This is a genomic window from Streptomyces sp. HUAS MS02 (genome assembly GCF_055702265.1).
The window spans coordinates 9,129,200-9,148,627 of record NZ_CM146747.1 but is presented as its reverse complement, the minus strand read 5'-3'; the positions used below and the strand labels follow the sequence as shown (position 1 = coordinate 9,148,627).

Below are 19,428 nucleotides of genomic sequence, written 5' to 3'. Positions count from 1 at the left end.
GGCGCCCGGCGGCCCGTCACCCCCTCAGGTATTCGAACCGTCAGACCGTCCTCGGTTGCAGATAGCGCGCCAGTAGGTCGTCCAGGCTGACGAGGCCGGTGAGGCGCCCCGTGTCGTCGTGGACGACGGCGAGCGTGGCGCGGTGGCGGCGCAGGACGTCGATCGCGTCGGCCACGGTCGCGTCATCGCCCAGTCGCGGTACGGGCCGGGCGAGGCCGCGGGCCGTGACCGCGCGTCCCCTCGCCCGGGCCACCAGAGCGTCGCGGGCGTGGACGGAGCCGAGGACAGTGCTGTCCGGGTCGCGGACCAGGAGCCGGGTACGGTCGTGCTCGGCGGCGGCGCGGAGGACGGCCTCGGCGTCGGCGTCCGCGTCCACCGAGGTGATCTCGGCGGCCGGGACCGCGAGTTCGCGCACCGGCGTCTCGGGCTCCGTCAGCGAACGCGTGATCAGCTCGGAGTCGGCCTCGCTGATCAGGCCGAGGCGCTGCGACTCCTCGACGAGGTGGGTGAGCTGCTCGCGGTTGTGGACGGAGGCGAGTTCGTCGCGCGGTGTGACCCGGCACAGTCGTACGAGGGCGTTGCTGACGCGGTTGAGCAGTCCGATCAGGGGGCGGACGGCCCGGACCACGGCCCGGAAGGCCGGGGACAGCAGCATCGCGGACCGCTCGGGGTGGGCGATGGCCCACGACTTGGGTGCCATCTCGCCGACGACCATGTGCAGGAAGACCACGACGACCATGGCGACCACGAAGGCCACTCCGTAGCTGACGGCGCTGGGCAGTCCCAGGTCGTGCAGCAGGGGGTCGAGTTCGTGGGAGATGGCGGGCTTGGACACGGCGCCCAGGCCCAGGGTGCAGATGGTGATGCCCAGTTGGGCGCCGGCGAGCATCAGGGACAGCTCCCGCATGCCGGCCAGCGCGGCGTGCGCGCCGCGCCGGCCCGAGGCCGCGGCCTGCTCGACACGGTGCCGTTTGGCGGCGACGAGCGCGAACTCGGCGGCCACGAAGAACCCGCTGCCGATCAGCAGCAGGACGGTGACGAAGAGCGCCATGGGAAAGCTCATGCCTGGGTCTCCTCGTGCTCACGCGCGGGCAGCCGTTCCAGACGGACCGTGTCCGGTACGTGTCGGTCGAGGGTGCGTACGTCGATGACCGCGCTCCCCCCGTCGGGCAGGTCGACGGTGAGCCGGTCGCCGATGGCCGGGAAACGGCCGAGGCGGTCCACGACCAGGCCGGCGACGGTGTCGTAGTCCTCCTCCTCGGGCAGTGCGACACCGGTGGCGTCGGCGACCTCGTCGAGGCGACGGCCGGCGTCCACCAGCCAGCCGGTGCCGTCGGGGACGGCGAGTTCGACGACGGTGTCGGACTCGTCGGCGATGTCGCCCACGAGTTCCTCGGCGATGTCCTCGTACGTGACGATGCCGGCGACTCCGCCGTGCTCGTCCAGGACGACGGCGAACTCGTCGTCGCGCTCACGCATCCGGGTCACGGCGTCCGGCAGCGGCAGGGTGTCCGGCAGCAGCAGCGGGCGACGTGCGAGGGCGCCCGCCGTGGTGGTGAGGGGCCGGCCGGGCAGTCGCATCAGCTCGCGGACGCCCAGCACTCCGGCGACGTCGTCGGGGTGGTCGCCGAGCACGGGGTAGTTCGAGTGGCCGTGTTTCGCGATGAGTTCGACCGCCTCGGCTGCGGACGCGTCCTTGCGGACGAAGACGGCACCCGCGCGCGGCACCATGACCTCGTCCAGGGTCCGGTCGGAGAACTCCAGGGCGTGGTCGAGGAGTTCGGCGGTGTCCCGGGGCAGTTCGCCCTGCTCGTGGGACTCACCGATGAGGTGGCCCAGCTCCTCCAGGGTCGCCCCGTGATGCAGTTCCTCGACGGGCTCGACGCCCACCCGGCGCAGCAGCCTGTTCGCGGCGCCGTCGAAGATGTGCACGACGGGTCCCACGATCTTCAGGTAGGCGAGCGTGGAGGCGGCCAGGGACTTGGCCAGCCGCTCGGGGACGGCGAGCGCGAGGTTCTTCGGGGCCAACTCGCCGAACACCATCTGTACGACGGTGGCCCCGACGAAGGCCAGGACCAGGGAGATCCCGCCGACCGCGCCCTCCGGGACACCGACGCCGGTCAGGGCGGGTTCGAGGAGGGCGGAGACGGACGGTTCGGCGATGAAGCCGACGATCAGGCCGGTGACGGTGATGCCGAGCTGGGCGCCGGACAGCATGAACGACAGCCGCTCCAGCACCGTCAGGGCCCGCGCCGCCCTCCGGTCGCCCGCCTCCGCCTCCCGGGCCAGGGCGAGCCGGTCGGCGGAGACGTAGGCGAACTCCTGGGCGACGAAATAACCGGTTCCGGCGGTGAGCACGAGGACGGCCACCAGACCGAGCACGGCGTCGGCGACGCTCATCGGCCGCACCTGCGGGGCTCTGTGGATCCGGTCGGGGGGTCCGTCGGTCTGGCGGACACGGGCGTGCTCCTTCGATAGGCGTGCGGCTCGTGAACGATTGTGACCAGATCTTCGTTCCCGTTCGCGATCACCCGGCCCGTGGCGCGGCGCCCTCCACCCTTCAAGATTCCCTGGCTCTGACCAGCCCCTTCTCATAGGCGATCACGACGGCCTGGGCGCGGTCGCGCAGCTGGAGCTTGGCGAAGATACGGGCCACGTGCGACTTCACCGTGGCCTCGCTCAGGGTGAGTTCGGCCGCGAGTTCGGTGTTGGACAGGCCGCGCCCGAGGAGAGTCAGGACCTCCAGTTCGCGCGGGGTCAGGACCTGGAGGTCGGCGGGGACCACGGGCGTCTCGGCGGCTTCCGTGGCGAAGCGTTCCACCAGGCGTCGGGTGATCGAGGGGGCCAGCAGCGCGTCACCGGTGTCGACCAGGCGTACGGCCGCCGCGAGATGCCGCGGTGTGACGTCCTTCAGGAGGAAGCCGCTGGCGCCGATCGACAGGGCCGCGTAGACGTAGCGGTCGAGGTCGAAGGTGGTGAGCATGAGCACCCGGCACTCCGGGTTCGCGGCGAGGATGCGCCGGGTGGCCTGCAGGCCGTCCATGGTCGGCATCCGGATGTCCATCAGCACGACGTCCGGTTCCAGTTCGCGGGCCATCGCCACCGCTTCCGCGCCGTCGGCGGCCTCGCCCACCACCTCGATGCCCCGGGCGGTGAGGATCAGCCGGAACCCGGTCCGGATCAGCGTCTGGTCGTCGACCACGAGCACCCGCGGCCCCGCCGCTTCGGTCTCGGCCGACGTCCCGGTCGACTTCTCAACCGGCCTCGCGACCGGCTTCTCCGCCGGTGTCATGGCCGGTGTCATGGCCGGTCCAGGGGTATGCGGGCGCGGACCCGGTAGCCACCGCCGAGGCGGCGTCGGGCGTCCAGGTCGCCGCCGTACACCGCGACGCGCTCGCGCAGGCCGAGCAGCCCGCGCCCGGTACCGCTCGGATGGCGCGGGGCGGGGCGTGCGGGACGCGGTGGGGCGCCGGTGCCGCCGGTCAGCACGCTGGGGCCGGTGTTCAGCACCTCCACGCGCAGCGCCCGGTCGGCGTAGCGCACGGTGACCTCGGCCTTGCCGCCGTCACCGTGTCGGAGCGCGTTGGTGAGCGCCTCCTGGACGATCCGGTACGCCGTCACGTCGATGCCCTGCGGCAACGGACGCGGCTCGCCGGAGATCCGTACCTCGACGGGCAGACCGGCGAACGAGATCCGGTCGACGAGCGAACCCAGCCGGTCGAGTCCGGGCTGGGGCGCAAGCTCCGTCGGCTGCGCCCGTCCCACTCCCTCCGCCCGCTCCAGGCACGCCACCCGCCGCGTTCCCTCCCTCGCCCCGTGGTCGACCCCGCTCCCGACCGCGTCCACGCCCTCAGCCACGTCCGTGCCCCGGACCGCGTCCCCCCGCGCGTCCGTCCCGTCCTCCGGGTCCTCGCCGTCCTGCGAGGGCGCCAGCAGACCCAGCAGATGCCGTAGGTCGGTCATCGCGCCGCGCCCCGCGTCCTCGACGGCCAGCAGAGCCGCCGCCGCCTCGTCCGGCATGGTGTCCATCACCTCGCGGGCCGCGCCCGCCTGAACCACCATCAGACTGACGTTGTGGCTGACGATGTCGTGCAACTCCCGGGCGATACGGTCACGTTCCGCCGCGACAGCGGCCCGCGCGGCGCTCTCCCGCTCCCGTTCGAGCAACCAGCCGCGCTCCCCGACCGCCTTCTGCCACCGGCGTCGGGTGCGCACCAGAGCCACCGCCAGACCGACCGCGACCGCCGCCACCACCCCCAGCACGGCCACCGGTCCGTTCGTCCCCCACTCCCACATGGGGTTCACCTTCGCAGACCGGCCCGTCGCCGCGCATCCGCCCCGGGATGCGGTCGCCTGCATCTCCGGGATGAGGCGCGGGCCACGGTGCCGTCCGGGGAGGGATGTCCCGGCGGCGCCACTCGCCTAGCGTCCGGTGCATGGTCACCGAGAAGAACGAGAACTACAGCGCGGAGGCCGTCGTACGACTCGACGGCGTGCGCAAGGAGTACGGGGAGACAACAGCGCTGGACGGGGTGTCGCTGGAGATCCGGGCCGGTGAGGCGGTCGCGGTGATGGGCCCCTCGGGGTGCGGCAAGTCGACGCTGCTGAACATGATCGCGGGCCTGGACCGTCCGACGGGCGGCACGGTGGTGGTGCACGGCGAGAGCGTGGGGGAACTGACCGAGAAGGGGCTCGCCCTGTACCGGCGGCGCCGCATCGGCATGATCTTCCAGTTCTTCAACCTGATCGACGACCTGTCCGCGCTCGACAACGTGGCGCTGGCCGCCCAGTTGACCGGCACCCCGGCCCGGCAGGCCCGTCGCCGCGCGCTGGAGCTGTTCGACGAGCTCGGCATCGCCGACCGACGCAACGCCTACCCGGCGGTGCTCAGTGGCGGTGAGCGGCAACGGGTGGCCGTGGCACGGGCGTTGATGAACCGGCCGGCCCTGCTGCTGGCCGACGAGCCGACCGGCGCGCTGGACAGCCGTGCCGGGGAACAGGTGATGGACCTCCTGCTCGACCTCAACCAGATCGGCCAGACGCTGATCCTGGTGACGCACGACGAGCGTCTCGCCCGGCACTGCGCCAGCCGTCTCGTCGAGTTCGCCGACGGCCGCGTGCGCGGCGAGCACACCCTGGAGCCGTCCGTATGAGGGCCGTGTGGCGGGCCGCGCGCGCGGCGGTACGGCGACGCAGGCTGCAGACGCTGGTGATCGGACTGGTCACGCTGACCTCGACGGCGGCGATCGTGGTGGCGCTCGGTCTGGTCGACGCGGCCTCGTCCCCGTTCGACAAGGCCTTCGGCACGCAGCGCGGGCCGCATGTGGTCGCCGCGTTCGATTCCGCGAAGGTCTCGGACGGTCAGCTGAGACGGGCGGCGCGCCGGCCCGGAGTCACGGCGACCGCGGGCCCCTTCCCCCAGGCCACGGTCGAGCTGCCGCGGGAGGCCATGGGCTACGGCCTCGGCAGCGAACTGACCGTCGTGGGCCGGTCCGGCCCCGGGGGCCCGGTGGACCGGCTGGACCTGTGGGCGGGCCGCTGGGCCACCGGGCCCGGCGAGGTCGTCCTCAACCGGCAGTCGGACTGGACGGCGGACGACCTGGGCATGAAGCTCCGGTTGCCTTCCGGTCCCACGCTCAGGATCGTCGGCTTCGCCTTCGGTCTGAGCCGTACCGCCGACGCCTGGGTCTCCCCGGGGCAGATCGAGGCCCTGCACCCGACGGTCACGCAGGTGCTGTTCCGTTTCGACGACGCCTCGTCGGACCGTCGGCTCAGCGCCCGACTGAAAGCGGTGACGGATCGGTTGCCGACGGGTGCGCTGGCGGGCTCACGGTCGTACCTCACCCTCAAGGACCAGATAGGCAGTGCGGCGCGGGCGTACGCGCCGTATCTGCTGGCCTTCGGAGTCCTCGGCGTCGTGGTGGCCGTGCTGATCGTCGCCAACGTGGTCAGCGGCGCGGTGATCTCCGGTTTCCGGCACATCGGCATCCTCAAGGCGCTGGGGTTCACCCCGGGGCAGGTGGTGATCGTGTACCTCGTGATGATCTCCGTCCCGGCGGTGCTGGGCTGTGTCCTCGGGACCGCAGTCGGCAATCTGGCGGCACGGCCCCTGCTCCAGTTCGCGTTCACGGGTCCGGACGCGGGGGTGTTCCACGACAGCGTCTCGCTCGCCCCCTGGGTGAACGTCCTCGCCCTGGCCGGCATGCCGGCCGTATGCCTCCTCGCCGCGCTCGCGCCCTCGGTGCGCGCCCACCGGCTCTCCGCCGCGCGGGCGATCAGCGCGGGCAACGCGCCGCGCGCCGGCCGGGCGCTCGGTGTCCAGCGCCGCTTGGCGGGCAGCCGGCTGCCGCGCTCGGTGAGCCTCGGGCTGGGGCTGCCGTTCGCCCGGCCGGGGCGCAGCGCCCTCACGCTCGCCGCCGTGGTCCTCGGCGTGACCACCGTGACGTTCGCGACCGGCTTGGCCACGACGATGGACCGGTTCGGCAACGCGGGCCGCGACGCCTACCAGGTCACGGTCTACGTGGGGAAGTACCGCGACGGCAAGGAGACCATGCCGGTCCACGACGACCTCGCCCTGCACGCCCTGCTGCGCTCGCTGCCGGACGCGCGTGAGGTCACCGCCCGGGCGGACACCGAGGTCCGGCTGGCGGGTTCCGCGGAGAAGCTCTGGCTGGAAGCCCGTCGCGGCGACCGTCCCCTGATGGGCAACGTGCTCACCGAGGGCCGGTGGCTCCGGGGCGCCGGTGAGGTGGTGGCGGGCTCGGCCTTCCTGCGCGGTCACGGTCTGGACGTCGGCGACCGTTTCCGGATGGAGAAGGGCGATCGCGGCGCGGACGTGGTCGTCGTCGGCGAGTACATGGAGTCCAACGCGCGTGTCGTCGTGGCGGACTGGGCGACCATGCGGACCGTGGCCCCGGCGGAGAAACCCATCGCCTACCACGTCAAGCTCCGCGGCGGGGCCGACGCAGGCGCCTACGCCCGTGCCGCCGAGGCGGCCGATCCCGGGCTCAGCCCGTCCGCGACCGGCGCCAACTCCGTCACTCGGACCATCATCGGATCCGCCACCGCGCTCACCCTCCTGCTCGCCGCCGTCGCGTCCCTCGGTGTCTTCAACACCGTCGTCCTCAACACCCGCGACCGCCGACGCGACCTCGGCATGCTCAAGTCCATCGGCATGACACCACGCCAGGTCACGGTGATGACGGTGGCCTCGATGGCGCTGCTCGGCGCCCTCGGCTCGCTCCTGGGCATCCCGCTCGGCATGGCGGGCCACCAGGTGGTCGTTCCGCGTATGGCGGACGCGGCGGACCTCACCCTGCCGTCGTACATGACGGACGTCTGGAACGCCCCGGCCCTGGCCGCGCTCGCCCTGGCGGGCGTCGTGATCGCCGTCCTGGGCGCGTACGTCCCCGCACGCCGTGCGGCCCGGCTGACGATCGCGCAGGTGCTGCACAACGAGTGACGTGGCCCGAGGAGACCGGCAGGGCCGGGCGGGGCGGCAGGGCCGGGGGGGGGGCGGCGGGGCGGCGGGGCGGCGGCTGTCGGATTCCGACCATCAGCGGTCCCGAACCGACCCTGGCCCCGGCCGGTCCCCGCCCTACGTTGGGAGGACGCTCGAAAGGACCCGCCAGATGACCGCCCAGAACGACGCCACGAACGACACCACAGTCGCCCTCACCAACCGCGCCACGGTCGCCCTCACGGACGACGCCACCGCCCCCGTGACGTCACCCGCCGCTCTCCCGGCCGCCGCCGACACTCTCCGCACCTGGCTCGACGAGGCCGACCGCGTCCTGGTCGCCGCCGGCGCGGGGCTGAGCGCGGCCGCCGGCTACGACTACGGGGACAGCGCACGCCTCAAGGAGCTGCTCCCGGCGCTGTACGGGCTCGGCCTGCGCTCCCGCTATCTGCTGGGCGTACCGCTGCCCGCGGACATGATGTGGGGCTACTGGGCCGTGCACATCGACGACATCCGCTTCGGTTCCGAGCCCAACCCCCTGTACCGGCGGCTGCGTTCCCTGGTCGGCGACCGCGACCACTGGGTGATGACCTCGAACGTCGACGCGCTGTTCGCCCGCAACGGCTTCGCCCCGGACCGGGTCTTCACACCCCAGGGCGACTACGGCCGCCTGCAGTGCACAGTGCCGTGCGTCCAGGAGACCTGGGCGGCCCGGCCGTTCCTCGACCGCGTCCTCACCTCCTACGACCGGGAGACGGGCCGGGTGACCGACCCGTCCGCCCTGCCCGTCTGCCCGAACTGCGGGGCGGACCTGTTCCCGAACGTGCGCGTGGGACCGGAGTTCGTCGACGGCGCCCACATGCCGGCGGGCGAGCGGCTGAACCGCTGGCTCGGGGAGGCGCCCGGCACCGCCCGTCTGCTCGTGCTGGAGATCGGGGCCGGTTTCAACACTCCCGGCGTGATCCGGTGGCCCATGGAGAACGTCGTACGGCACACCCCCGGGGCCCGCCTGGTACGGGTGAACCCCGACCATCCGGAGGTCCCCGCCGACCTGGGGAACCGGGCCCTGGCCGTACCGTTCGGCGCGGACCTGCTCCTGGACGCACTCTCCGGGTGAGCAGGCACATCTCGCCCTGCCCCTCACCGAACTCCTGGTTCTGCGGCCCCGGTGTGACCACCTTCGGCTGGGCGGAACGCGCCGTCGGGGCCTGTCTCACCACTCAGGGCCTCAACTCTCAGACGCGGCCCGGCGCCCCCGTGCGCAGGCCGCGCATGACCAGGTCGAAGAGGCGGTCGGCCCGGGGGCGCCAATCGCCCGCGGGGTCCATCTGCCAGACACCCGCGATGGCGAGGACGAAGTCGTCCGTGGTCACGCCGGGGCGGATGGTACCGGCCTCGTGGTTGGCGGCCAACAGACGGTCGATCGCGGCGAGGAAGAGCGGATAGCCCGGTTTCGCCGCACCGCCCGTCACCGCGGCGGCCCGCCGGAGCGCGTCCGCCAGGCCGGCCTTGGCCATGGCGTAGCGGGCGAGGCCGTCCATCCACTCCCGCAGGGCCCGGTCGGGTTCCCGCGTCCGCAGCAGGTCGGCGGCGCTGTCGGCGAGTTGCTGCACCTCTTGGCGGTGGATCTCCAGGACGAGCGCCTCGCGGTCGGGGAAGTGGCGGTAGAGGGTGCCCTGTCCGACGCCCGCCTTCTTGGCGATCGCACTGAGCGGGACGTCGGCGGAGCGCGACAGCTCGGCGAGGGCCACCTCCAGAATGCGCTCACGGTTGCGCTGCGCGTCCGACCGCTGCGGCACCTCGCCTCTCGACACGACTCACCGTCCCTCACCTTCATGGACAACCGTCCACTTAGGCGCACCTTACCGCGCGGCATGAACCAGCCGGACGCCCGTGTCAGCCGGAGCTCACCGTGCCGGGTGCGTACGGCCGTCCGCCTGGCAGCCAACGCCTCCACGGCGAACGTGCGTTCGATGCCGGGGTCCAGCCAGCGTCCGGTGTGCAGGGCGTCGCTCCCCACCGACAGGTCGATGAGGTGCACGTCGGCGGGCAGCGCGGGCAGCAGCCGGCCGACGGCCAGGAGCCCCGCAGGCCGACCACTGCCGCACGCAAGGGCGGCGAGCGGCCGGGCGTCGGCTGCGAGCCGGGGCGCGGGCCGGGCCGCAGGGCGGGCGAGCTCCTGCGGGAACAGGCCCGTCATCACCTGCGCCGGTACCGACTCGGCGGCCTCGAGCATCGCCCACTCGCGGTCCAGCGCGGCCGTGGCGTACCGGTTGTCCGGGTCCAGCAGGGTGTCGTACTGGCCGCTGACCACCATGACGGCCGACCGCAGCAAGACGAGCGGCCACAGGACGGCCACCGCCTCGTCCCCGAGCGACCGCGCCGCGTCGAAGGCCCGCACGGCGGGCAGCACCGACGCGGGACCCGCGCCGTGGTGGTGGAGTACGGAGGTGCAGGTGACCGCGAGTTCCGCGACCGTCCAACCGGGGCCCAGATCACCGAAGTCGATGACGCCGACCGGTGGGGCGCCCGTCGGGAGCCGTAGGGAACGCGCGGGGGATGACTCGTCGCAGGGCTCCACCCCTCTTCCCGGAACGTTCCGGGAACCGTAGGACGACGCGTCGTTCGACCACGTCAACGCCACCAAGGGAGGGGCCGTCGGGGCCGGTGCCCGCGCGCACGCCCGCGCGGCGAGCGCGCGCACCAGGCGCACGGACCAGGCCCCGCCGTCCCGCGCGCGGTCTCAGACCGTGGGGTCGAACCACGTGGCCGTGTCGGACATGGCCTGCTTGATGCGGAACAACGCGAACTCGCTCAGATCAGGCGGCAGGGCGTCCAGCGAGAACCAGCCGACGTCCAGGGACTCGTCGTCGTTGACCCGCGCCTCCCCGCCCACGGCACGGCAGGAGAACGTGATGTCCATGTACTGGCAGACGTCCCCGTTGTCGTACCGCACCGGTTCCAACGCCTGTACGAGGACGACCCGTTCGGCCACGCACCGCACCGCCGTCTCCTCGTGGACCTCCCGCACGGCACAGGCCGCCGGCTGCTCCCCCGGGTCCGGGATGCCGCCGATCAGCGCCCACCTGCCGGTGTCGGACCGGCGGCCCAGCAGCACTCTGCCCTCGTCGTCGAAGACGAGGGCGGTGACTCCGGGGAGCCAGAGGAGCTGGTTGCCGGCGGAAGCACGGAGTGTGCGGATGAAGTCAGGGGTAGCCATGGAGCCGACCCTAACGGGCCCGTCCCCTCACCTCGCCCCGTCCACCACGCGCACGCGAGGCGTACGGCTACACGCCACCGGCGCGCCTCCCGCGCACACCGGCCCCGATCGCCCAGCCGAGTCCACCCGCCGCGACCAGCACCAGGAGCATCTCGGGCGCGATGCCGACCCGGGTGGCGGGCGTCTGCGAGGACCGCAGCGGGACCTTCTGCACCAGGGAGTCCGGGACGAACATGCCCGTCCTCTGCGTGATCCGCCCGTCCGGCATGATGATCGCGCTGACTCCGCTGGTCACCGGGACGGTGACGGTGCGGCTGTGCTCGACGGCGCGGACCCGGGACATGGCGAGCTGCTGGTAGGTCATCTCGCTGCGACCGAACGTGGCGTTGTTGCTCGGCACCGAGATCAGCTGCGCGCCGTCGGTGACCTCGGAGCGCACGGCCCAGTCGAAGGCCGCCTCGTAACAGGTCACGAGACCGACCTCGGCGCCGTCCATGGAGAACACACCGGGCTTCGTGCCCCGGCTGAAGTCCTGGCGGACCATGGACGTCCACTCGCCGTTGATGGCGCCGACCAGCGACCGCAGCGGCAGGTACTCGCCGAACGGCTGGATCTGCCGCTTGTCGTAGGTGTCGACGGGGCCCTTCTCGGGGTCCCACAGGATCTGTTCGTTGTAGAGCTTGCCGTCCCGCTCCACGACCCCGCCGACGGAGATCGGGGCGCCGATGGCGGTGGCCGCCCCGTCGATCACCGCGCGGGCGTCGGCGTTGGCGAAGGGGTCGATGTCGGAGGAGTTCTCCGGCCAGAGCACGAAGTCGGGCCGGGCGACCTTGCCGGCCTTGACCTCGGCGGCCAGCCGCTCGGTCTCCCGGGCGTGGTAGTCGAGCACGGCCCGTCGCTGGGCGTTGAAGTCGAGCCCCAGACGCGGGACGTTGCCCTGGATGACCGCGACGGTCGCGGTGCCGTCCTCCGCCTCGTCGCTCACCAGGGCGCGGGAGGCGAAGGCGCCCACCAGGGGTACGGCCACGGAGAGCGCCGCCACCGCCGCGGTGCCCCGGCGTACGGCCTCGCCGGTGCGCCGGTTCTCCACGACCAGGCGCACCACCTCGTAGAGACCGAACCCGCACAGGACGACCGCGAAGCCCAGGACGGGTGTGCCGCCGAGCGCCGCCAGCGGCAGGAAGACGCCGTCCGCCTGGCCGAAAGCGATCTTGCCCCAGGGGAATCCGTTGAACGGGGCACGCGCGCGTGCCGCCTCACCGGCGATCCACAGAGCGGCGGCCCACACGGGCCGGCCCGGCAGCTTCGAGACGACGGCGACGCCCGCGCCGACGAGCGCCACGAACACCGCCTCGATGGCGACGAGCGCGAGCCACGGACCGGGGCCGACCTCCACGCCGGTCCATACCAGCAGCGGCAGCAGGAATCCGAGACCGAACAGGTAGCCGAGACCGAAGCCCGCCTTCCAGCCGCGTCCGCGCAGCACCCAGCCGAAGCCGGCGAAGGCCGGCAGGGCGAGCCACCACAGGGTGCGGGGCGGGAAGCTGACGTAGAGCAGCACCCCGGAGAGGGCCGCGACGACGGCCGGAAGGAGCCGGCCGACCCACCGGGACACCCGGGAAACGGGCGCGGCCTGGGGTTCGAGCTGCTCCGGCTCGTCTACGGGAGTGGCGGTGACGGTCACTCGGGGAGTGTACGGCGCGTCACCCCGGCGCCGACAGCGCGGTCCGCACGTCCCGGGTGCGGCTTTTGTCGCCCGCAGCCGCATCGTTCCTGCATAACTCGTCCACAAACCGGCGCATCACCCGTTACGGTGTGCGCGAGCCTCTGACGTGCGGCCGGATGTGGTCCGGGCGGTCGAGGCCCGGCACAGTCGGGGGGCGACACGTTGGAGTCCACGGGGACGGAGTCCGCGGCCGGAGCGTCGGCCTCGCACGAGAGACGGAACGTCTCCGATGTCACGGGTGTGCTGCTGCTCGGGGCATGCGCCGCCTGGTCCTTGATCACCGCGGCCGCGCGGGGCGGCCGTCCGGAGGGTGTGCTGCTGGCGGTGCTCGCCGTGGCGGCCGGTTATGCGGCGGGCCGGATCTGCGGGGCCCTGCTGCCGGTGGTGGCACCGTCCGCGGGCGCGCTGGCCGGCCTCGGTCTGGCGGTCACCGACCCGCACACCATGACGGGCTCGCCGCTGGTCTCACCGCTCGGGCACACCGGGGCGACCGCCGCGCTGCTGGTCCTGGCGGCGGGTGCCGCCTGCTGTGCCGCCTGGGCGGCCCGTTCGTCCGGCCTGAGGCTGTCGCTGCGGCTGCTGGCCTGCGGGATCGCCGTGACCGCGGCGGTGCTCGGCTCGACGACCGGTTTCGCCGCGTGCGCCGGGGTGCTGCTGTGTTCGCTCGCGGCGGCCCGGATGCGCCGGGGCCCGGGGCTCGTGGGACTCGCCCTCGCCACGGCCCTGGTGACGGCGACGGTCTGGGCCGTCGCGGAGAACGCCCTGCCGGCCGGGCTGACCGACTCACTGGAGGGCCAGCTCACGCCGCACCGGATCCTGCTGTGGCACGACGCGCTCGTCCTGGTCCACGACGACGCGCTGCTCGGCGCGGGACCGGGCCGCTTCGGGGAGCTCAGCCCGACGGTCGCCGAGTCGCTGTCGGCCGACGACCGGCCCCATTCGGCCCCCTTGCAGCTGGCCGCCGAGCAGGGGCTCGTCGGTGTGGCGCTGCTCGCCGCCGTGTTCGGCTGGGTTCTGTACGTCCTGTGGCGGACCCCGCGCCCCACGCCGGTGGTGCTCACCGCGGGCGCTGCCCTGACCGCGGTGGCCGCGATCGCCGCCGTGGGGAACGCGCTGAGCTTCACCACGGTGACGGCGGGCGCGGGCCTGCTCGCGGGCATGGCGACGGCGTGGCCTCTGACGGACGGGGAGCCGGCGGGGACGCCGGACCTCGACGACCGCCTCGGCGACCGCTAGGGGCCGTCGTCACCTTGCCGCCTGCCTCGCGACGCCATGCACGACAGACTCTGCGCGACCGGCGGACGTAGAGGGTGTCAGTGCGCGGAGTCGGATGCCTTGGGGGTGAGCCGGGCGCGGATGATGTCCACGGCCGTCTCCGCGTTGTCCACCGTGATCGTGAACGTGTGACCGTCCCAGAGGCTCAGCACCACGGCCTCGCCGCGTCGTACGACGACGGCGGTGCCCTTCTCGGGCCGCCAGCGGTAACCCCAGCCACCCCACTGGTGGGGCGTGACGCAGGGGGCGAAGGCGGCGTCGGCGACCTGGGACAGGGGGATGCGACGGCGCGGCACACCGATGTGGCCGCAGCGGACCTCCAGGCAGTCCTCGTCGACCTTCACAGAGACGTGCACGAACGCGAGCGTGCCGAAGAGGACGAGCAGCCCGGCCGCGATGCAGCCGACGACGGACATGACGAGCGGGGCGACACCGGACGCCCACGCGGAGTCGACCGCGAGTTCGATGCCCAGTGCCATGCAGGCGGCGCCGCCGAGTGCCAACAGCCACTGGCCGCGGTTGGTCGCGCGGCCGGTCCATACCTCGGGGTGCGGGCCCGCGTGGGTGCCCGGCTCGCCGTGGGGGTGGTCCCTCATGGCTTTGAGACTACTCAGGTTCCGCTGCGCGGGCACCTGGTCGCGGAGCGTTACCGCTCGGCGATGGCGGCCGTCGTCGCACCGGCGGTCCCGAGGACTCGCCCCTCCTCGTAGGCCAGTGCCGGGGCGGGCAGCGAGCCCTCGCGGCCGCTGAGGATGACGGTCAGCGTCGACCCGGTCCAGTCGGCCTCGGGCTTGGGCAGTTCACCGATGCGGCGCAGCGCCTGCGCGGCCACGGCGCCGGCGGAGCCGTGCAGGACGAGCGGCGGGAGGCGGGGCTGCTGGACGGCCGCGCGGATGCGTTCGGCGACCAGCTCGTAGTGGGTGCAGCCCAGGACCACGGTCGTCACATCGGTGGGCGTCAGCGCGGCCGCGGCGGCGATCGCGGCGTCGATCGCCGCGTCGTCGGCGTGCTCCACCGCTTCGGCCAGTCCCCAGCAGGGCACCTCGGTGACCGGGACGCCGTCGGCGAACTCCTCGATGAGGCCGCGCTGGTAAGGGCTGCCGGTGGTGGCGGGTGTCGCCCAGATGGTGAAGGGGCCGCCGCCGGACGCGGCCGGCTTGATCGCCGGGACGGTGCCGATCACCGGCAGACCGGGTTCGAGGAGGGCGCGCAGGGCGGGCAGGGCGTGCACGGAGGCGGTGTTGCAGCCGACGATCAACGCGTCGGGCCGGTGGGCGGCGGCCGCCTCGGCGACGGCGAGCGCGCGCTCGGTCAGGTCCTGGGGGGTGCGCGGTCCCCAGGGCATGCCGTCGGGGTCCGAGGAGATCACGAGGTCCGCGTCGGGCCGTAGCCGCCGTACCGCCGCGGCGGCGGGCAGCAGACCGATACCGGAGTCCATGAGCGCGATCTTCACCCGGCCACGATAGACGATGGCCTCGGTACGGCCGCTGCCGTGGGGCAGACTGCGGACGTGAGCGCCATCGCGTGGACCGCCGTCGGATCACTCGCCGCCTGGCTGTGGCTGCTGCTCGGCCAGGGCTTCTTCTGGCGCACGGATGTGCGCCTGCCGCCCCGCCGGGACCCCGGCGAATGGCCGGGGGTCTGTGTCGTCGTCCCCGCCCGTGACGAGGCCGCCGTCCTGCCCGAGAGCCTGCCGTCGCTGCTGGGCCAGGACTATCCGGGCCGGGCGGAGGTCTTCCTGGTCGACGACGGCAGTTCGGACGGTACCGGCGAGCTGGCCCGTGAGCTGTCCCGCCGGTTCGGGGGCCTGCCGCTGACCGTGTCCTCGCCCGGGGAACCGCCCGCGGGCTGGACGGGCAAGCTCTGGGCCGTACGCCACGGCATCACGCTGGCACGCGCGCGGGAACCCGAGTTCCTGCTGCTGACGGACGCGGACATCGCGCATCGCCCGGACAGCCTGCGCGCGCTGGTGGCGGCCGCGCGGACCGGCGGTTTCGACCTGGTCTCCCAGATGGCCCGGCTGCGCGCCGAGAGCGTGTGGGAGAAGCTCGTCGTACCGGCCTTCGTGTACTTCTTCGCCCAGCTCTATCCGTTCCGGCGGATCGCCGTACGGGGTTCGCGCACGGCGGCAGCGGCGGGCGGCTGTGTGCTGCTGAGCGCCGAGGCCGCCGAGCGGGCGCGGATCCCGGACGCGATCCGGCAGTCCGTCATCGACGACGTGGCGCTGGCCGCAGCGGTCAAGGGAAGCGGCGGCCACATCTGGCTCGGGCTGGCGGAGCGCGTGGAGAGCGTGCGGCCCTACCCACGGCTGCGCGACCTGTGGGACATGGTGGCGCGCAGCGCCTACGCCCAGCTGCTGCACAGTCCGCTGCTGCTCGCGGGCACGGTCCTCGGCCTGGCCCTGGTCTATCTCGTCCCGCCGGTCGCCCTCGTGACGGGCCTGGTGACGACGGACCCGGCGACGGCGCTGCCCGGCGGGCTCGCCTGGCTGGTGATGACGGTGACGTACGTGCCGATACTCCGTCACTACGGGCAGCCGCCGGGGCTCGCCCTCCTGCTGCCGTTCACCGCGTTCCTCTACCTGCTGATGACGGTCGACTCGGCGGTGCGGCACCACCGGGGGCGGGGCGCGGCCTGGAAGGGCCGCACCTACGCCCGCCCCGAACCGGTGCCGGACGAGGGTTAGGGGCCCGCATCGGCACCTGCCTCGTGTGCGGAACCCTTTCCTCATATGCGGACGGCTATTTCCTGCCGGGCGTCCAGTTCATGCCCCACCCGTAGGCGTAGTCGACGGTGCGCTGCGGGCTCACCCCGCGCTCGGGGACGAGGTAGCGGGCCTCGCGCTGGACGATGAGGTCGCCGCCCTGGTTGGTGATGAGGGCGAGGGCGCAGACGGTGGAGGGAACCGTGCACTCGTCGAGCGAGAAGTCGATGGGTGCGCCGTGCTGCGGCTGGAGGGTGACCGTGGCGTGCAGGTCGGCGAAGGAGCGGGCGCCCTCGTAGATGGTGACGAAGATGAGGATGCGCCGGAAGTACTGCTTGTGGTCGAGGTTGATGGTGAGGTTCTCGCCGCTGCTGACGGCACCGGTGCGGTCGTCGCCGTCGAGGTGGATGAAGGGCGGCTGGTGCAGGGAGCCGAAGGCGTTGCCGAGCGACTGGACGACGCCCTTGCTGCCGTCGGAGAGTTCGAACAGGGCGCACAGGTCGAGGTCGAGGTCCGCGTGCATGGCGACGGCCCGGCCCAGTTTGCTGCCCCATCCCTTGAACTGCTTGCGCACCTCCCAGTTGAGGTTCACCCGCATGCCGCCGGAGGTGCCGCCCTGTTTGGTCAGCGAGACCGCCGGGGCTTCCTTGGTGAGCGTCACCTTGGTCAGACGGACCGGGGCCGGGGCCGCCACGGGCGGGGCGGGAGGCGGGGGCGGGGCGGTCGTCACCGGCGGCGGCACGGTGACGGGAGGGGTGACGGGAGCGACGGGAGCGGGGGGCGGGGCGACCGGGGCGGGTGCGGGCGTCGGTGCCGCCGCCTGCTGGGGCTCGTCCACCGTGATGCCGTAGTCGGTGGCGAGGCCTTCGAGCCCGGTGCTGTAGCCCTGGCCGACGGCGCGGAACTTCCAGGCGCCCTGGCGTCGGTAGAACTCCCCGAGGACGAAAGCGGTTTCGACGCCGGCGTCCGCGCTGTCGTAGCGGGCCACCTCCGTGCCCGCCCTCTCGTCGAGCACGCGGATGTGCAGTCCGGGCACCTGTCCGAAGGTGCCGCCGTCCGCCGAGGCGACCAGCACCACGGTCTCGATGGCGGGCTCCAGGCGCGCGAGGTCGACGAGGAGCGCGTCGGTCACCTGTCCCCCGGCGTCGCGCTTGCCCTCGTGCCGGACCGCTCCGGACGAGTGCGCGGGCTGGTTGTAGAAGACGAAGTCGGCGTCCGAGCGCACTTTTCCGCCGACGAGCAACAGCGCCGAGGCGTCCGCGTCGGGCACGCCCGGTCCGGAGCGCCAGCCCAGTTCCACGCGCAGCGCGGTCGTCGGCACCGCGGTGTTCGATCCTTTCGGCATTGACATGTCCGCCCCCATCAGATGGTCATCCAGAAGGTCGTCACCAGGCCGCGTCCCACGCAGTCCGTCGGATCCGGCCGGATCCGTTGTCGGCCCAACCTATTCCCCCGGGGCCCGGATGCCCCAGGACCCGTACCGAAAGATCCTCGGTCGACCGCCGGTAACCGGCCGGGAACTCGTCCTTTACACGATCAGAACGCGCTTTGCTGCCCTTTTTCGCCGAGTTCGCTCGCATTGGGGATCCGGCGTCACTGCCGACACGGAAAACAACCCTCTTATCGGTCTCCCCAACCAGCACATCGTGGGCTTAACTTATGTGCCATGACCTCCCCCCGCTCCACCTACGGCGGCGGTTACTACTCCGCCTCGTCCTTCGCGGACACCCCGATCTACGACTCTCTCGTCGCCGAGCGGGGAACCCCTCAGATCGCCCCGATCCGGGTACCCGCCGCGTACGACACGCCGGGCAGCAACCTGCCCGCCCTCCCGTCGGCGCTGCCCGCGCTGCCGGCCGGTCCCTCCCACCCCTCCTACGGTTATCCGCAGGCCCAGCAGCCTTCGCCGCTCCAGCAGGCGCCGAACGCGTACATCCCGCAGCAGGCCGCCGGCCCGCGCGGCTACCCGGGCGCCCAGCCGCCGCAGCAACAACGTCCGATGGCGGGCTACGAGGCCATGCGCCCGGCGGCCCCCCGCCCGGCCCCCGCGGCCCCCTACCAGCAGGACCCGTACAACGGCCAGCAGTACCGCGGGTACTGAGGCATCTGGAACCTTTCGCGTGGGGTTGTCACCGCCTGCTGGCAGGATGACCCCATGGGGAATCCGTCACTGCACTCGATCCATGTCCACCCGCTGAAGGCGGCCCGGGGCTTCGCCCCCGACGAGGCCGTCGTGGAGCCTTGGGGGCTGGCGGGCGACCGCCGTTGGGTGCTGGTCGACGACTCGGGCAAGGTCATCACTCAACGTCCGCATCCGCGTATGGCGTTGGCCGCCGCCGGGCAGCAGCCCGGCGGCGGCCTCTTGCTGTCCGCGCCCGGCCGCGAGCCCCTCACCGTCCCGGTGCCCGCCCCCACCGACACGACCACCGTGGAGATCTGGCGGGACAAGGTGGAGGGCGTCCCCGCCGACGCGGCGGCGCACACCTGGTTCAGCGACTACCTGGGCCTCCCGGTCCGGCTGGTACACCTCGACGATCCGGCGACCCGCCGACCGATCGACCCCGAGTACGCCCGCCCCGGCGAGACCGTCAGCTTCGCCGACGGCTATCCGCTGCTGCTCACCACGCTCGCCTCGCTGGACGCGCTCAACGACCTGATCGCACGGGGCGACCACGCCGAGGAGGGCCCGCTGCCGATGAGCCGCTTCCGGCCGAACGTGGTCGCCGACGGCACGGACGCCTGGGCCGAGGACGGATGGCGGCGGGTCGCCATCGGCGAAGTGAGCTTCCGGGTCGCCAAGATGTGCGGCCGGTGCGTGGTGACCACCACCGACCAGGACACCGCCGAGCGCGGCCGCGAGCCGCTGCGGACCCTCGCCCGCCACCGCCGCTTCGGCGACAAGCTGGTCTTCGGGCAGAACCTCGTCCCGGAATCCCCGGGCACGGTGCGGGTCGGCGATCCGGTCCGGGTGCTCGAATAGCGAGTTCGATCCCGATGGGTTCTGGGCGGTCGTGAGAGAACCCCCGATCTCCCCTTGAAAATTC

17 protein-coding genes are annotated in these 19,428 nt (G+C 72.9%); 7 read left to right on the top strand and 10 right to left on the bottom strand.

Annotated features, from left to right (window positions below):
• Positions 1-40 precede the first annotated feature (40 nt).
• The 4 genes from ACZ9QC_RS39520 to ACZ9QC_RS39505 all read right to left on the bottom strand — a co-directional run bounded on the left by ACZ9QC_RS39520 (position 41) and on the right by ACZ9QC_RS39505 (position 4,296).
• On the bottom strand, positions 41-1,063 hold the full coding sequence (locus ACZ9QC_RS39520) for a hemolysin family protein (protein ID WP_472917513.1): 1,023 nt from the start codon (positions 1,061-1,063) through the stop codon (positions 41-43).
• Complete coding sequence (locus ACZ9QC_RS39515) at positions 1,060-2,400, bottom strand: hemolysin family protein (RefSeq protein WP_472917512.1); 1,341 nt, start codon at positions 2,398-2,400, stop codon at positions 1,060-1,062. The genes ACZ9QC_RS39520 and ACZ9QC_RS39515 overlap by 4 nt, the downstream gene beginning before the upstream one ends.
• Before the next feature lie 160 nt (positions 2,401-2,560).
• Positions 2,561-3,304 (bottom strand): response regulator, encoded by a 744-nt coding sequence (locus ACZ9QC_RS39510; protein ID WP_472917511.1) that lies wholly within the window; start codon positions 3,302-3,304, stop codon positions 2,561-2,563.
• On the bottom strand, positions 3,301-4,296 hold the full coding sequence (locus ACZ9QC_RS39505) for a sensor histidine kinase (RefSeq protein ID WP_472917510.1): 996 nt from the start codon (positions 4,294-4,296) through the stop codon (positions 3,301-3,303). The genes ACZ9QC_RS39510 and ACZ9QC_RS39505 overlap by 4 nt, the downstream gene beginning before the upstream one ends.
• 140 nt (positions 4,297-4,436) lie before the next feature.
• Between ACZ9QC_RS39505 and ACZ9QC_RS39500 the strand changes: the two genes are divergently transcribed.
• The 3 genes from ACZ9QC_RS39500 (at position 4,437) to ACZ9QC_RS39490 (ending at position 8,576) form a co-directional block, all read left to right on the top strand.
• On the top strand, positions 4,437-5,153 hold the full coding sequence (locus ACZ9QC_RS39500; protein WP_472917509.1) for an ABC transporter ATP-binding protein: 717 nt from the start codon (positions 4,437-4,439) through the stop codon (positions 5,151-5,153).
• Positions 5,150-7,462, top strand: coding sequence for an ABC transporter permease (locus tag ACZ9QC_RS39495; RefSeq protein ID WP_472917508.1), 2,313 nt, complete (start codon positions 5,150-5,152; stop codon positions 7,460-7,462). The genes ACZ9QC_RS39500 and ACZ9QC_RS39495 overlap by 4 nt, the downstream gene beginning before the upstream one ends.
• Positions 7,463-7,631: 169 nt before the next feature.
• Entirely contained in the window at positions 7,632-8,576 is a 945-nt protein-coding gene (locus ACZ9QC_RS39490) for an SIR2 family NAD-dependent protein deacylase (protein WP_472917507.1), read from the top strand.
• A gap of 118 nt (positions 8,577-8,694) precedes the next feature.
• Here ACZ9QC_RS39490 and ACZ9QC_RS39485 read toward each other — a convergent pair whose 3' ends face one another.
• The 3 genes from ACZ9QC_RS39485 to lnt all read right to left on the bottom strand — a co-directional run bounded on the left by ACZ9QC_RS39485 (position 8,695) and on the right by lnt (position 12,363).
• Positions 8,695-9,273: a TetR/AcrR family transcriptional regulator gene (locus ACZ9QC_RS39485; protein WP_472917506.1), complete on the bottom strand. Its 579-nt coding sequence runs from the start codon at positions 9,271-9,273 to the stop codon at positions 8,695-8,697.
• A gap of 929 nt (positions 9,274-10,202) precedes the next feature.
• Entirely contained in the window at positions 10,203-10,679 is a 477-nt protein-coding gene (locus ACZ9QC_RS39480; RefSeq protein WP_472917505.1) for an NUDIX hydrolase, read from the bottom strand.
• Between the two features lie 67 nt (positions 10,680-10,746).
• On the bottom strand, positions 10,747-12,363 hold the full coding sequence (gene lnt, locus ACZ9QC_RS39475) for an apolipoprotein N-acyltransferase (RefSeq protein WP_472917504.1): 1,617 nt from the start codon (positions 12,361-12,363) through the stop codon (positions 10,747-10,749).
• A 282-nt stretch (positions 12,364-12,645) separates the two neighbouring features.
• Between lnt and ACZ9QC_RS39470 the strand changes: the two genes are divergently transcribed.
• A complete protein-coding gene (locus ACZ9QC_RS39470) occupies positions 12,646-13,641 on the top strand; it encodes an O-antigen ligase family protein (protein WP_472921939.1) in 996 nt (331 codons plus the stop codon).
• A 77-nt stretch (positions 13,642-13,718) separates the two neighbouring features.
• On the opposite strand, the gene ACZ9QC_RS39465 is transcribed toward ACZ9QC_RS39470, so the two are convergent.
• Together ACZ9QC_RS39465 and ACZ9QC_RS39460 are read right to left on the bottom strand one after the other, a co-directional pair.
• Entirely contained in the window at positions 13,719-14,276 is a 558-nt protein-coding gene (locus ACZ9QC_RS39465; protein WP_472917503.1) for a hypothetical protein, read from the bottom strand.
• A gap of 50 nt (positions 14,277-14,326) precedes the next feature.
• Positions 14,327-15,133, bottom strand: a complete 807-nt coding sequence (locus ACZ9QC_RS39460; protein WP_472917502.1) for a glutamate racemase — start codon at positions 15,131-15,133, stop codon at positions 14,327-14,329.
• A 39-nt stretch (positions 15,134-15,172) separates the two neighbouring features.
• Between ACZ9QC_RS39460 and ACZ9QC_RS39455 the strand changes: the two genes are divergently transcribed.
• Complete coding sequence (locus tag ACZ9QC_RS39455; RefSeq protein WP_472917501.1) at positions 15,173-16,366, top strand: glycosyltransferase; 1,194 nt, start codon at positions 15,173-15,175, stop codon at positions 16,364-16,366.
• 55 nt (positions 16,367-16,421) lie between these two features.
• On the opposite strand, the gene ACZ9QC_RS39450 is transcribed toward ACZ9QC_RS39455, so the two are convergent.
• Positions 16,422-17,729, bottom strand: coding sequence for a TerD family protein (locus ACZ9QC_RS39450; RefSeq protein ID WP_472921938.1), 1,308 nt, complete (start codon positions 17,727-17,729; stop codon positions 16,422-16,424).
• Between the two features lie 321 nt (positions 17,730-18,050).
• Between ACZ9QC_RS39450 and ACZ9QC_RS39445 the strand changes: the two genes are divergently transcribed.
• Positions 18,051-18,485, top strand: a complete 435-nt coding sequence (locus tag ACZ9QC_RS39445; RefSeq protein WP_472917500.1) for a DUF6643 family protein — start codon at positions 18,051-18,053, stop codon at positions 18,483-18,485.
• 54 nt (positions 18,486-18,539) lie between these two features.
• Positions 18,540-19,364, top strand: a complete 825-nt coding sequence (locus tag ACZ9QC_RS39440) for an MOSC domain-containing protein (RefSeq protein WP_472917499.1) — start codon at positions 18,540-18,542, stop codon at positions 19,362-19,364.
• The last annotated feature ends 64 nt before the right edge of the window (positions 19,365-19,428 follow it).

Bases quoted from the DNA above. Each gene is read 5' to 3' on its own strand.
- ACZ9QC_RS39515 (WP_472917512.1), bottom strand. From the start codon at position 2,400: ATGAGCGTCGCCGACGCCGTGCTCGGTCTGGTGGCCGTCCTCGTGCTC.
- ACZ9QC_RS39520 (WP_472917513.1), bottom strand. From the start codon at position 1,063: ATGAGCTTTCCCATGGCGCTCTTCGTCACCGTCCTGCTGCTGATCGGC.
- ACZ9QC_RS39440 (WP_472917499.1), top strand. From the start codon at position 18,540: ATGGGGAATCCGTCACTGCACTCGATCCATGTCCACCCGCTGAAGGCG.
- ACZ9QC_RS39500 (WP_472917509.1), top strand. From the start codon at position 4,437: ATGGTCACCGAGAAGAACGAGAACTACAGCGCGGAGGCCGTCGTACGA.
- ACZ9QC_RS39445 (WP_472917500.1), top strand. From the start codon at position 18,051: ATGACCTCCCCCCGCTCCACCTACGGCGGCGGTTACTACTCCGCCTCG.
- ACZ9QC_RS39505 (WP_472917510.1), bottom strand. From the start codon at position 4,296: ATGTGGGAGTGGGGGACGAACGGACCGGTGGCCGTGCTGGGGGTGGTG.
- ACZ9QC_RS39450 (WP_472921938.1), bottom strand. From the start codon at position 17,729: ATGCCGAAAGGATCGAACACCGCGGTGCCGACGACCGCGCTGCGCGTG.
- ACZ9QC_RS39480 (WP_472917505.1), bottom strand. From the start codon at position 10,679: ATGGCTACCCCTGACTTCATCCGCACACTCCGTGCTTCCGCCGGCAAC.
- ACZ9QC_RS39490 (WP_472917507.1), top strand. From the start codon at position 7,632: ATGACCGCCCAGAACGACGCCACGAACGACACCACAGTCGCCCTCACC.
- ACZ9QC_RS39495 (WP_472917508.1), top strand. From the start codon at position 5,150: ATGAGGGCCGTGTGGCGGGCCGCGCGCGCGGCGGTACGGCGACGCAGG.
- ACZ9QC_RS39510 (WP_472917511.1), bottom strand. From the start codon at position 3,304: ATGACACCGGCCATGACACCGGCGGAGAAGCCGGTCGCGAGGCCGGTT.
- ACZ9QC_RS39465 (WP_472917503.1), bottom strand. From the start codon at position 14,276: ATGAGGGACCACCCCCACGGCGAGCCGGGCACCCACGCGGGCCCGCAC.